This is a genomic window from Shimia sp. SK013 (genome assembly GCF_001292625.1).
Taxonomy (GTDB): domain Bacteria; phylum Pseudomonadota; class Alphaproteobacteria; order Rhodobacterales; family Rhodobacteraceae; genus Shimia.
The window spans coordinates 151792-165312 of record NZ_LAJH01000021.1 but is presented as its reverse complement, the minus strand read 5'-3'; the positions used below and the strand labels follow the sequence as shown (position 1 = coordinate 165312).

General features: G+C 57.6%; 7 protein-coding genes. 3 read left to right on the top strand and 4 right to left on the bottom strand.

All coding sequences use genetic code 11. From position 1 onward, the window contains the following. Positions 1-9 precede the first annotated feature (9 nt). Positions 10-1332 carry a cytochrome b gene (petB, locus tag SHIM_RS16690; protein ID WP_054003808.1) on the top strand — a complete coding sequence of 441 codons (1323 nt, stop codon included), beginning with the start codon at positions 10-12 and terminating at the stop codon, positions 1330-1332. Between the two features lie 14 nt (positions 1333-1346). Beyond that, positions 1347-2138 carry a cytochrome c1 gene (locus SHIM_RS16685; protein WP_054003807.1) on the top strand — a complete coding sequence of 264 codons (792 nt, stop codon included), beginning with the start codon at positions 1347-1349 and terminating at the stop codon, positions 2136-2138. Positions 2139-2227: 89 nt separating this feature from the next. On the opposite strand, the gene SHIM_RS16680 is transcribed toward SHIM_RS16685, so the two are convergent. The 3 genes from SHIM_RS16680 to SHIM_RS16670 form a co-directional block, all read right to left on the bottom strand. Next, positions 2228-2725: a DinB family protein gene (locus SHIM_RS16680; RefSeq protein ID WP_054003806.1), complete on the bottom strand. Its 498-nt coding sequence runs from the start codon at positions 2723-2725 to the stop codon at positions 2228-2230. Positions 2726-2915: 190 nt separating this feature from the next. Then, the gene (pbpC, locus tag SHIM_RS16675) at positions 2916-4958 is read right to left on the bottom strand and encodes a penicillin-binding protein 1C (RefSeq protein ID WP_054003805.1); all 2043 of its coding nucleotides are present in this window, start codon (positions 4956-4958) and stop codon (positions 2916-2918) included. Beyond that, positions 4958-10399, bottom strand: a complete 5442-nt coding sequence (locus SHIM_RS16670) for an alpha-2-macroglobulin family protein (RefSeq protein WP_054003804.1) — start codon at positions 10397-10399, stop codon at positions 4958-4960. The genes pbpC and SHIM_RS16670 overlap by 1 nt, the downstream gene beginning before the upstream one ends. A gap of 146 nt (positions 10400-10545) precedes the next feature. Here SHIM_RS16670 and SHIM_RS16665 point away from each other — a divergent pair, with 146 nt between their 5' ends. Then, positions 10546-12741, top strand: coding sequence for a response regulator (locus SHIM_RS16665; RefSeq protein WP_054003803.1), 2196 nt, complete (start codon positions 10546-10548; stop codon positions 12739-12741). On the opposite strand, the gene yaaA is transcribed toward SHIM_RS16665, so the two are convergent. Next, positions 12726-13499: a peroxide stress protein YaaA gene (gene yaaA / locus SHIM_RS16660; protein WP_054003802.1), complete on the bottom strand. Its 774-nt coding sequence runs from the start codon at positions 13497-13499 to the stop codon at positions 12726-12728. The two genes, SHIM_RS16665 and yaaA, sit on opposite strands and share 16 nt — an antisense overlap. Between the last annotated feature and the right edge of the window lie 22 nt (positions 13500-13521).

Genomic DNA, 13521 nt, shown 5'->3' with positions numbered 1-13521 from the left:
AACGCGCTTATGTCCGGAATTCCTCACGATCATTACGAGCCCAAGTCAAAGGGCGCAAAATGGGTCGAAACCCGCCTGCCGGTGATTGGCCTGATCTATGACACGCTCATGATCCCCACTCCGAAGAACCTGAACTGGATGTGGATCTGGGGCATTGTCCTCGCATTCTGTCTGGCGCTGCAAATTGTGACCGGCATCGTGCTCGCGATGCACTTCACGCCGCATGTCGACATGGCATTTGCCTCGATCGAACACATCATGCGTGACGTGAACGGTGGTGCGATGCTGCGCTATCTGCATATGAACGGCGCCTCGCTGTTCTTCTTTGCCGTCTACCTCCACATTTTCCGCGGTCTCTATTACGGGTCTTACAAAGCCCCGCGTGAGATCACATGGATCGTCGGCATGATCATCTACCTCCTGATGATGGCAACCGGCTTTATGGGCTACGTTTTGCCTTGGGGTCAGATGTCCTTCTGGGGCGCAACCGTGATCACCGGCCTGTTCGGCGCCATCCCGTTTGTGGGCGACGCTCTGCAGACCTTCCTGCTTGGCGGCCCTGCGGTGGACAACGCCACCCTGAACCGTTTCTTCTCGCTGCACTACCTGCTGCCATTTGTGATTGCCGCTCTGGTGATCGTGCACATCTGGGCGTTCCACACCACGGGCAACAACAACCCCACAGGTGTTGACGTGCGTCGCGACTCCAAAGACGAAGCCAAGAAAGACACCCTGCCGTTCTGGCCATACTTTGTGATCAAGGACCTCTTCGCGCTGTCTCTGATCCTGGTGATCTTCTTTGCTGTTGTCGGCTTCATGCCGAACTATCTGGGTCACCCGGACAACTACATCGAAGCCAACGCACTGGCGACACCTGCACACATTGTGCCCGAATGGTACTTCCTGCCGTTCTACGCGATCCTGCGTGCCTTTACGTCTGAGGTCTGGGTTGTGATGTTCGCAAGCTGGATCACCGGTGGCATCATCGACGCCAAATTCTTTGGCGTGCTGGCAATGTTTGCAGCGATCATCGTTATGGCTTTGGTGCCTTGGCTCGACACATCGCGTGTTCGCTCCGGTCGCTATCGCCCGATGTTCAAGTGGTGGTTCGCCCTGCTGTGCGTCGACTTCGTTGCGCTGATGTGGCTCGGTGCCATGCCTGCGGAAGAACCCTATGCAACCTTCTCGCTGATCGCATCGGCCTACTGGTTTGCATACTTCCTGGTGATCTTGCCCCTCTTGGGTGTGATCGAAAAGCCGACGGCTCCGCCGGCGACCATCGAGGAAGACTTCGAAGCTCACTACGGCAAACCTGCCGAACCTGCTGAATAAGAAGGACAACAGACATGCTTAAGAAGCTTAGCATTATCGCTCTCGCGGCCCTGTCCCTCTCCGCAGGTGGCGCTCTCGCGGCGGGTGGCGCAGGCCACATTCACGACACGCAGTTCTCGTTCGAAGGCCCGTTTGGCAAATTCGACCAGAACCAATTGCAACGCGGCCTTCAGGTTTACACCGAAGTCTGTTCAGCCTGTCACGGGCTGCGCTATGTGCCGCTGCGCACATTGGCAGACGAAGGTGGTCCACACCTGCCAGAAGATCAGGTGCGCGCCTATTCGGCACAGTTCGACATCTTTGATGCCGAGCTGGACGAAGATCGCGCGCGCACACCCACCGACTTCTTTCCAATGAGTGGGCTTGCCGAAGCGCCTGACCTGTCGCTGATGGCCAAAGCCCGCGCTGGCTTCCACGGTCCTTACGGCACTGGTATCAACCAGCTGTTCAAAGGCATGGGTGGTCCGGAATACATCGTGGCGCTGCTCGATGGGTACACCGGCAAAGAAAAAGAAGAGGCCGGCACAACCTTCTATGAAAACACCGCCTTCCCGGGTGGCTGGATCGCTATGGCTCCACCACTTTATGGTGAGGATGTGGATTATGCTGATGGACACTCCAACTCTCTGCACCACGAAGCAGAAGACGTTGCAGCCTTCCTGATGTGGGCCGCAGAACCCAAGATGATGGCCCGCAAGCAGGCCGGATTTGTGGGCGTGTTGTTCCTGTCGATCCTGACAGTGCTTTTGTATCTGACCAACAAAAAGCTCTGGGCGCCGATCAAAGGCAAAAAGCTCGACATCTGATCAGCCCGCTGATCTGAGACATTGAAAGCCCCGCGGATCACTCCGGCGGGGCTTTTTCTTGGCCCATATATACCCTGACAGACACCGGTTCAGGGCAGAGCGGTCATGTCAGTGGGCGCAGGACAGGCACCAGCAGCGGTCAGCATGGCATGTATCTGTCCGCGATGATGGGTCTGGTGATTGAACAACTGAACGACACACAACGCTTTTGACATCTCCACGCGTTTGGACCCATCCGGCGGAAACCACCCGATGTTGCCCGTCAGATCCCCGTCGCTCAAGCCGCTGGCCCAATCCCCGATCTCGCGGTCCCGATCTTCGCGCAGAATTTTGAAGTCCCGCCACTCCGACGGCGAGGTCAACGAATGAAAAATCACATCCTGTGGCCGTTCATTGCCCCTGAGGCGTTCCAGCATCAAGGCATCCGCCCAGTAAAGGTGGTTGAAAGTTGCGGCCACCGACCCGAAAAACGCACCGCGATCCTGCCAGCGCTGTGCATGGGTCAGCGTGTCGGCGGCGGACACAAGTGATGTGGTTTGCCAGGTGCTGTAGCGGGCAAAGACTCGGCAATAATCGACAGAAATCATGATCTGGTCCTCCGGAGATAATTGGGATTTGGAAAGCGCGCTGACCGGAAAATTCGGGTCTTCTGCGCAAACAGACGGGCCGGCTAATAGGGATGCCCGATACCGCCATCCTACGATGGTTTTGCGGTCTCAACACCTGAAAACGGCACCGTCGCGAAACAGCCGCGATACCGACGCGATACCGATAGGTTCAATCGAGCCAGATCGTCACCCGATCAGATCGCCCTTCGGCGTCAATCACGGTCAGCGTCGAGGCCCCTTTGCCAACCATCGGGAGGGCAACTTCCTGCCGCCTCAGGCGGGTTGCCACCGGCAACCCATTGGCCAAAACAGTAAACGGGCGCGTGCCGTGTTTGAACTTAATCGTGACACCCTCGTTACCCGCAGCGAGACGCGCGCCGTCAGGAGGAAATACAAGTTTCAAACCATCGCTAGGGGCCTCAAAAACAGCATTCCGACCGCGAAATTTCCTAAGAGGTTCAGGTAGTTGCGCGTTGGCTGACAGGATGGTTTCGGGCGGCGGTGGCCCAAGCGGGTCAAGCTCCGGTTTGATGTATTGGAACACATCAAACAGCACGGGAGCAGCCACGTCGGCCCCAAAAGCCCCCGGCACCGGCGTCCCATCCGGCCGACCGATCCAGACACCCGCGACGTGACGCCCATCAAAGCCAATCGCCCACGTGTCACGATGCCCGTAGCTGGTGCCGGTTTTATAGGCCAACCGGTTCCGCGGCGCTCCGGGCGGAGGGGCGATATCAGACAGGATGTGACCCAGATGCCAAGCCGCTGATCGGCTTATAACAGTTTGATTTCGTGCATCCTTTTGGTCTAAAGCCCAGCGCAGATCAATTGTGTCGCCCCCCCGTGCAAGCACCGCATAAAGCTGGACGAGTTCCTCAAGTGACACCCCCACTCCGCCCAACGCGACGGCCAATCCGGCCTTTCCGCCCGGCAATTTCGGATCCATCCCCGCTCGCCGCAAAGCTGCCATCAGATTGGCCGGACCCAACGCCTCTGTCAGCATCACCACCGGTATATTGAGGGATTGCGACAACGCTTCGGACACCCGCACGTCGCCTCTGAATTCGCCGTCAAAATTCCGCGGCGCATAGGTGCCAAACCGCACCGGCGCATCGCGGATCATAGTTTCGGGATGTGCCAGTCCCTGATCAAAGGAAAGTCCATAAATCAATGGCTTAAGCGTCGATCCCGGCGACCGTTTCGCGCGGGTCATATCGATAAACCCCTGCCGCTGGTCCGCGCCGGAATACCGTGCCGATCCAACCGACGCAAGGATTTCGCCAGTGCCATGGTCCGCGACAATCATCGCAATCGACAGCTTGTGCCCCAGCCCCGCCACTGTCTGTTGCGCCAAACCTCCCAAGCTTTCTTGCAGCGCCGCATCAACGGTCAGGTCATGTTTACGGGCGTCGGGACGTGCGGCCAAAGCCCTATCCGCCAGATGAGGAGAAAGGCTTGGAAATACACGCTTTTTCTTTGGCAAAGGTTCGCTCAACGCGGCCTCTACATCCCCCTCCGTCAACACCCCCACAGCCAAAGCTCGCTGCAAAACCCGCTCTCGTGCCTTTGATGCGGCCTCGGAAAACCGATCCGGCCGACGCGTGTTCGGGCTTTGCGGCAAAGCCACCAAAAGAGCGCTCTGCGCGGGGGTTAACCTGTTGGGTTCTTTATCAAACCACGCAATTGATGCGGAACGAAGACCTTCGATATTGCCGCCATAAGGCGCGTGCACGAGGTAAAGGTTCAGGATTTCCCGCTTGCTCAGACGCCGTTCCAATGCCAACGCGAGCCGCATCTGGCGCAGCTTGCCGTGCCAGGCGCCAGTGCCGGAATTTTCCAACAACCGCGCAACTTGCATTGTCAAAGTTGAGGCGCCAGAGACGATCTCGCCGCGCCAAATCGCCTGCGCACCAGCACGTATCAGCGCGCGCGCATCAACGCCTGAATGTTGAAAGAACCGTTTGTCTTCATAGGCTAAGAGAACATCGATAAAACCGCCGTCCACCTGATCCACGCTTACGCCAAGCCGCCACAGTCCGTCCTCGACCGTATAGGCCCGCAACAACGACCCGTGCCTGTCGCGCATCTCAATGGAGGTGTCTGTGATGAGACTGGGCACCGTCGTGCGGTCAATCCATCGGTCCACCCCATCCCGCGCAGCAGCCCCCCCTAGGAGCAGCGCGACGAGAAGAAAGGGCCAACTGCGGCGCATTACTCAAGCACGACAAGTTGCTGTGCGTCGGTATTGGCACGGTATTGCGGGCGATACATGTCTTCGACCGAGGCCGCAGGGTGGTGGTATGTCCCGGGCGAAACCGCACGCACGATATAGGCCAGCCGGAACATCATGTCCGAGCGCCAGTCGACCGCCGCCAAAAACCGGTCAGACCGGAATTCACTGGATTCCGAATACACAGTTTCAAGCCAGTCCAACTCCCGCACATCGCCGCTTTCCAGCAAGTTGGGATTGTCGATTTCAAAGCCGGCAGGCAAAGGGTCATTGACCATCAGCCGCGCACCGCCGTCCTCGAACGGTTCAACGGTCAAGACCGCCACAAAACGATTGCCCGTGCGCACGTTACCAGGGTCCAGCGGCGTGCCATCCATCGCAAAGTATTCCCGATCGATCGCGTAGCCATAGCCGCCTGCGGTCACTGGATAATCTGGCACACCAATCGCAGTGACTGTCACGCTCTGGGGGACATCGCCATCGTTACGTATTGCCATTGGTGTGGTCGCAATGTCGCCGGCAAACCGGCGCAGCAGAGGGCCGGTCAATGGCGTGCCATCAACACTCAACCCGCTAGCGCTGTCATCTTCGAGCAGCGCGTGCGCCGCCATCAAAGACCAGACACTTTCTTGGGTCGACAGGTTCTGACCAGATGCAGCGATACGGTGTGCGAAGGCGTCAGCATCAATCGCGTTGCTGCCGGCCTCCATAGCCAAAGTCAACACACCGGCCGCGTCGCGCAGGTGAGTGCCATAGTCCGCTCGCCACAACTGCGCATCTTCAGCCGCGCTTTGCCCTTCGATGAGGCGCGCCGCCTGACGGAACATAACGTCCGCGCGGGTTTGGTCGCCGTAGTACGCCAAGGCCGCGCCAATCTGGGCGGCTGCCAAGGGGGTGGCAAAAGCCTCGGATTTCACATCCGCGTAGTATCGCAGATCACCCATTGCAGCGGCACCCTCGCGGGCCAGCACCAATATAGCATACGCGATATCTTCGCCGCCTTCGTCAAAGTCCGGAGCGTAGTTCACCCGACTGCGCAGGTTGTCCATGGCCTGCCGGAATGCGTGGTCGGGCACAGCATACCCTTTGGATCGCGCCCGCGACAGGAAGTCACTGACATAGGCATCCAGCCAAAAGTCCCCGCTTTCAGCCCGCCATAGCCCGAAGGCGCCGTTGCTGGCCTGACGGGTCAGGACCTTTGCCACGGCTTGATCCACCCGCTCTTGAACATTGTCCCTTTGAGTCAAACCAAGGGCCGTGCTGACGCTTTCGAAGTACAGCAACGGCAAGGCCTGTGACGTGACCTGCTCCGTGCAGCCATAAGGGTAGCGATCCAGCGCCTGAAGCAAGCCGGGTGCATCGAACTTTGCCAGCGCACCAGATGAAATCACGGCTGATCCTGTCCCTTCTCGCAACTCGGCAAAGATATCCGCGCCAAGGGTCAATGTTTCACCCGCCGCCAAGGTGATTTGTTGGGTATCGCTGATCTCTGGATCGTTGGCCCGCACGGGAATTGTCAAAGATTTCACGAGCTGTTTTCCGTCAGGCGTAGTCAGGGAAACACGGATTTCATGATCCCCGACGTCTTGCGCCGTGACCGGCACGCTCAACTTTGCGGTGCCCTTATCGACAAGCACCACGTCGCTTGGCACGGCCCCAGCGATAGTTACACCATCCGCATCTACGTTCAGCAACATGCGGCCAGCAGACCCTTCGGCATGCACGATTTCCAAAAGCAGTCGGGACTGATCGCCCGGCGCCAGGAAACGCGGCAGCGAAGCGGTCACCACAACCGGATCTCGAACAATCACGTCGTGATCCGCTTGCCCCACACTGGTCGCGGTCCAAGCCACGGCCATCAGGCGCACGGTGCCGTTGAACTCCGGCAGATCAAAGCTGATCTGCGCATTGCCATCAGCGCCAACTTCGACAGGTCCGCTGAAATAGGCGACCAGCTCTTCCGTGGGCGGTGGCGACTCAAATCCGCCCCCCGCGTTGGCGTCCCCACCAGACCGCAGTGCGCCCATATTTCCACTCATACCGTCGATCAACCGACCATATAGGTCACGAATTTCCATCCCCAAGCGACGTTGCCCGAAATAGTGCTCGGACGGGTCCGGACTGGCAAAACGTGTGAGGTTCAGAATGCCCACATCCACCGCGGCAACGGTGACATAAGCGGTTTCGCCTGCAGCAACACCATCAACGCGAACCGCGACATCAAGCGGGCCGCGCGGGTTGGCCTTGGCGACTGTGTCAATTGACACCGCAAGCTGCTTCGCGCCCGGATCTATTTTTGCATAAGACAGCCCCATAGACCTTGCAGGGTTTTGATTTGCTGGCCCATCCGCTGGTCGAATAACCGAGGCCGTTACATAAGCACCCGCCCCCCATTCGTCGGTGACCTCAAGCGGGATCAAATTCTCGCCTTCGCGCACCTCAACAGCTTTCATCGCGATGAGACGATTGGACATCACCGAAATCAACGCAGTGCCTGCATAGCGCGGCACGATGCGAAGGTTGGCGGTATCGCCACTGCGATACCCTTCTTTGTCTAATGACAATTCCAAAGTGTCCGGTGTGTCGGTGGCGTCAGCGGGAGCGTACCAACCGGCATAAAAATCAGTGGAAGTGGCGACAGAATCGCCACCAATCTGCTCGACCACCACTTCGTATTGGCCCCATTCAACCGGAGCCTCGATCGTGACCGGCCCGCCGGTAAGATCGAGTTCGCCGCCAGCGATACGGGTGCGGCGGGTGGTCGGCTCCCACTGCCAATCGCCATACAGCTGATACCATTGATAAGTGGTGCGCACGCGGTTCACACTCCACTGCACCTTCATTTTCGTGGGCGCGAGGTCAGCGTTTAAAGCCACCACTTGGAAGCTGGCCGATGTGCCTTCGGCCACCACGCGATCGAACCCCGGCTTGAGGCCGATCATAGCTCCCGCAGCAGCGACAGGATGCGTAAGACTGCGTTCCACCGGGCGACCGGATCCCTCAAGGACGCGCACTTTGATGTCGGCCTGAAGCGGCAGCCCTTCGGCGGTTTGATCCGGCAGCGGCAAGAACACGTCGGCATTGCCTTGTGCATCCGTGACGTCCCCACTGAAGTATTCGGTATTTGAATAGAATGGCGCATCATGGCGACCAAACGTATACCCTGCGAAACCTGCCACATCGGGGCGCGGGGTCAGGCGCAATTCGCCTTCTATTTCAAGATCCGCGCCTGGCGCACCGAAGAGATAGCGGGCCGCAACTTTGAGAGGCGGCATGTTGGCGGAATCCAAAGGTGCATCAGGAAGCGCGAGATCAAAATCAATGCGTTCAGGCAGGAAATCTTCGACAAGCACTTTTTGCGTTGCCAAGGCCGGTGCGTCCAGATCGGTCTTGAAGCTTATCCGCCAGGCGCCGCGCGGCACGGTCGTGCCCAAATGCAAGCTGAAGACATGGCCACCGGCCGCGTCATTTGTGGACACATGGCGTGCGTATTCCACGCCGTCGGGGCGGGTCAAGATTGCTGTGACTGGCATGCCGGGAAGCGCTTCGGCCACGTCGCCGCGCGCCAGAGCCGTGACGTGGATGGTCTCCCCTGCGCGATAAGCACCCCGGTCGGTGGTAACAAAGAGGTCAATCGGAGGCGCCGGTAGGCGCCCTTCGACGCCGCGATCGGACAGATCAAATGCTGGATCAGTAAGCGATAGAAAAGAAAAGTCCTCGCCCGCTTCGATCATTACGAGCGCGGGTGCTGCACCACCCGTGCCCCGGGTTAGGCCCGCCGCGAAGGTTGCATAGCCTTCGGCACTGCTTTGGGTGGTACCGAGTACTCTATTAGACCGCGACAACAACGTTACCTTAGCATTGCTCCATGCGCTTGCGTCGTTGAGATGCCGCACAAAGACGTGCAAGCCATCCACTCCGCTCAGGCTGGTCATGCCGATGTCAGACAGAATGAACCACTGCGTCGTGGAGGTTTCGTCATAGATGTCGGCGCCGGGCAGATCCGCGGTTAGTGCATAAACGCCAGCCGGTTGGTCTTTCAGAGCGTCACCAATAGGCAGGCGAGTGCTCATCGTTTGGTTCAGGGTGTTTTGCACCTCACCGGAGCCAGTCCAGATCGTCTCGGCCACATCGCGGCCGAAGTCTTCGATCTGCCAATAGCTCATCGGCTTGCCAAAATAGCTGTCCTGAATGGCCCGCAAAAGGTTACGGTCGCTCACGCGTTGGAGGGTCAGGTCCACAAGATCCAGATTGACCGTTTCAATTGGAAGGCCAGCGTCTGCGGTGCGGGGCAGCACATAGGCGCGGCCGGTGAAGCCAACACTGGGGCTGCGATCACGCACGTAGGTGGTGATTTCGATGTCTTTGATCAAGGTCTCGCCACTTTCCGCAGGCAAACCTGCCCGGAACGTCGCAGTGATGCGTTGACCATGGCTCAGGCCTTCGACGCAGAGCTTGCTGCCCTCGGTCTGTACCGCCAAACGGGCATCCGGCAGTTTGACATAGGTCGCGTAGTCCACGCCCGTTTTCACCAAAGGCTCGTTGAATTCAACACAAAGGCGAGGGTCCGCCAGATCGCTTTCGACAGAATGTTCCGTAATCCGGAACCCGTATTTTGCAATTGCCTTGTCGAGCGCGGCGACCACATCATCACGTGGCGCGATCGTTTCTGCCAACCGAAGAGTTTGCACCATGTTGCGCCCTCGATTGCGCTGTTCCAGCCTGTCCGCCAACACCAAAAGCGCCGAGACGCGCGCGCCGTCACGATCAGCGCGAAGATAGCCATTGATCGCCGCAAAGAAAGCACGGTCGCGGTAACGGCGGGTCTCTGACGACTTTTTACCTTCAACAACTGCATTCAGCCGGGCGTACTCCAACCAAAGGTCGCTGCTGTCTTTTTTGCTGAGGGCGCCGCCCGTCCACCGCATAGCACTCAGAAGTTCATTGGCCGTGCGCCGCTCGGCGGCCGCACTCAGCATGTCTGCGACCTCCCAAGGTCCAGCGGCGTGGATGCGGCCAATATCCTGAGCCACATCTCGGGCGCGACGCAAATCCGAGACGCCGAGGAACCCAATTTCAGCTGCCCGTGTTTGTCCTAAGCTTTGCGCACCAGGAGCAGTGGTTAGTACCTCCGCTGACAATGCCCCCTCATACGGTTGTTTGTCGGAGACAGCGCTTTTGGGAAAACAGGAATTGGACCGCGAATTAAAGGTAAAGGCAGCGCAATTCGAATCTGAAAGGCATGCGGAGACACAAGCCTCATAAGTTGTATCAAATAAATTTGTTAGGTCAGAGCCGTAGAAATCCAGATCGCGGCTGACGACGACCCGCCGTTCCGGCACGTAACTTTGCTGTGCAGACGCGGTTTGCGCCACTAACATTACGGAAATAAAAGAAAAAACAAAACGTGCGAGCCGCTGCATGGGTCTCTCCTGCTGAAACTGAGACGAGGGTGCCATGCCTGCGCGGAGTATTGCAACGATTCCACCTTTAACGATTGGCTTAAGTTGATGTTCATTTCCGACCCTCAGTATGTGTGTATCCAAGTCTTGAGTCTGGGGACGCCTACATGTCGTTGGCCGAAAAAATTGCAAACGAACGACGCGCTCGCCTTGCGGCAGAGCAATTGCTTGCAATCAAGCAAGCTGAATTGTCGACGCTACAGCTTCGGTTGGGTGCCAAAACTCAGAAACTGACAACTGAGATCCAGGAAGTCCGTTCAGATCACAGACTGGTATTGCGCGAGAAAAGCCAAATGCAGTCTGAGGTTGCGGCGGCGACCCATCGTGCGGATCAGGCAGAGCAGCGGCTCTGGAGTTCTATCGGCGCCGTGCGTGACGGCTTTGCGTTCTTTGATGAGAAGGGGGCGATGCTGGCCGCAAACCCGGCTTACCTGGCCACCTTTAATCATTCTGATGTGGTCAAGCCCGGCGTCAGCCTAACCGATATCTTGGACTATGCCTTTGATAACGGCGTCATCGATTTTCAGGGGCTAGATCCGGAAGCGTTGCGCGCGGCCCTACTGCAAGGGTTGCAAGACGACAGCGTTGAGCCATTCACATTGAAACTGTCAAATGGCCGTTTTGTCCAACCCCTCCTGAAAACAGGAGAAAGCGGCGACCGTGTAAGCCTGATCATGGATGTGACAGATGCCGTCGCGTACGAGGCCACATTGCAAACGGCGTTGGAGGCGGCTGAGGCGGCCAAACACGCAAAATCCGCGTTCCTGGCGAACATGAGCCATGAAATCCGCACGCCGATGAACGGCCTTGTCGGCATGGCCGACCTGTTGATGGAATCCGAGCTTTCCGAAGAACAACATCTCTTCGCCTCCACCATCAAGAGTTCAGGCGAGGCATTGATGTCTGTCATCAATGACGTGCTCGACTATTCCAAAATTGGGGCGGGAAATATGGCACTGCGTCAGGAGGCCTTTGATCTTGAGCGGTGCATTCACGAAGTCATCGCGATGTTGCAAATCCCCGCGCGCGAACGGGGTTTGGAATTGTTGGTCGACTATGACCTGTTCCTTCCTACCGAATTTGTCGGAGACCCGGCCCGCGTCCGCCAAGTTCTGACCAAGCTGATTGAGAACGCAATCAAGTTCACGCGCGAAGGCCACGTCCTTGTACGTGTCGTCGGGGTGATCGTCAAAGACGGCGCTGAAACGGTTCTGCATGTTAACGTTCAGGATACGGGAATAGGCATCGCGGAAGACCGACTGGAGCATATTTTTGGCGAATTCACACAAGCTGACGAAGCCCAGAACCGCGAGTTTGAGGGCGCCGGTTTGGGGTTGGCAATTACACGACAGTTGATTCAGCGTATGGGCGGTGAAATCTGGGTCGACAGTATTCAGGGCGAAGGCACATCCTTTGGCTTCCGCTTGGCGCTGCCCGTTCACGAAAACTGCGAAAAAATACCGACGCCTCTGCCGCAAAATGTGGAGCACATTGTTGTGGCCTCAGATATTTCGATCAATTGCGACCTGCTCAAGAAGCAGTTGGAGCAATTGGGCGCGCGAGTAACCATATGCGGCGACAAAAGTCGCGCACTGATGTTTGCACCGCAGGCCGATTTGGTGGTGATCGACCACGGTCCCGGACATTTGGACGCTTTGGATCTGGCGGGTGAACTACAGCGGATGGCCCTAGGGGCCCCCGTCATCATGATGACCAGCGACGAAAACATTCGCGCCAAGGCGTCCGACATCCCAATTGTTGCGGCTGTGGTGCGCAAACCGATTTCGCGCAATGCGCTATGCCGCTGCATCGAAACCTCCGCTGGCAGCGCTCTTCCTGCAAAGCTTGCGCCAAACGGCTTACAAAAAAGGCGGATGCGGGTGCTTTCGGCGGAAGACAACAAGACAAACCGGCTCGTTTTGACCAAATTGTTGCGACCACTCGATCTCGATCTCGTGTTTGCCCACAACGGCGAAGAGGCCGTCGAGATGTATAAAGCCAACACCCCCGACTTGATCTTGATGGACATCTCCATGCCCAAGATGGACGGAAAAGAGGCCACACGCCACATTCGCGTTCTCGAAGAATTGACAGGAAAGCGCACTCCTATCGTGGCGCTGACTGCGCTGGCGGGCTCAAACGACGCTGACGACATCCTTGCTGCAGGGCTTGATGTTTATCTCACCAAACCCGTGCGCAAAGCCGAAGTGTTCAACGTGATTTCAAAGTCGCTCCCCAAAGATGTCAGCAACCCGTTTAATGGCGACGGCACACCGGACCTAACCTCTCAGCTTTCAGGATAATCCCGCAGGAACACCCATCGGTCTCCGTCAGACATCTCGGGTTGGAACGCATAGCCGCCAAAATCGAACTCCTTGGCCGCTTCGGCGTTTACAATCCGGTTCTGAGTTACAAACCGCGCCATCGATCCGCGGGCCTTTTTGGCAAAGAACGACACGATCTTTGTCTGACCGTTGCGCTCCTCCATGAACACCGGCGTCACCACCCGTAGTTTCAGCGCCTTGAGATCTACGGCACCAAAGTATTCCTGGCTGGCACAGTTAAGCAACGTGTCGGTGTCCACGGCCTCGGCTTGCAACCGAAGGGCTTTGGCAGGGCCATCGCGCCAATAGTCATACAGCGAATTACCCCGGCGGGTTTTAAGGCGGCTGCCCATTTCAAGACGATAAGGCTGAATCGCATCCAGTGGGCGCAGTACGCCATACAAACCAGACAGAATGCGCAAATGATCCTGCGCAAAACGCATCTCATCAGGCTCAAGGCTGTTTGCATCAAGGCCAATATAGGTGTCGCCTGCAAAAGCATGCACAGCGGGGCGAACGGTTTCAGACGATGGCGCATCTGCAAAGGCTTTGAACCGATCACGGTTGAGACGGGCAAGCTCCGGACTCAGATCCATCAACTTACGCAGGTCGGTCAGTGTCAGATTGCGCATTGTCTTGGTTAGGCGAATGGCGTCGTCCTGGAAAGCTGGCTCCGTCATGGGACCGTCCACCGCATCCCAATTCAGGCGCTTGGCCGGAGAAATCACTGTCAGCATATCTGGTTTCCTTCGCTCGTTA

Coding starts and splice junctions, on each gene's coding strand:
- SHIM_RS16670 (WP_054003804.1), bottom strand. CDS start 10,399: ATGCAGCGGCTCGCACGTTTTGTTTTTTCTTTTATTTCCGTAATGTTA.
- yaaA (WP_054003802.1), bottom strand. CDS start 13,499: ATGCTGACAGTGATTTCTCCGGCCAAGCGCCTGAATTGGGATGCGGTG.
- petB (WP_054003808.1), top strand. CDS start 10: ATGTCCGGAATTCCTCACGATCATTACGAGCCCAAGTCAAAGGGCGCA.
- SHIM_RS16680 (WP_054003806.1), bottom strand. CDS start 2,725: ATGATTTCTGTCGATTATTGCCGAGTCTTTGCCCGCTACAGCACCTGG.
- SHIM_RS16665 (WP_054003803.1), top strand. CDS start 10,546: ATGTCGTTGGCCGAAAAAATTGCAAACGAACGACGCGCTCGCCTTGCG.
- pbpC (WP_054003805.1), bottom strand. CDS start 4,958: ATGCGCCGCAGTTGGCCCTTTCTTCTCGTCGCGCTGCTCCTAGGGGGG.
- SHIM_RS16685 (WP_054003807.1), top strand. CDS start 1,347: ATGCTTAAGAAGCTTAGCATTATCGCTCTCGCGGCCCTGTCCCTCTCC.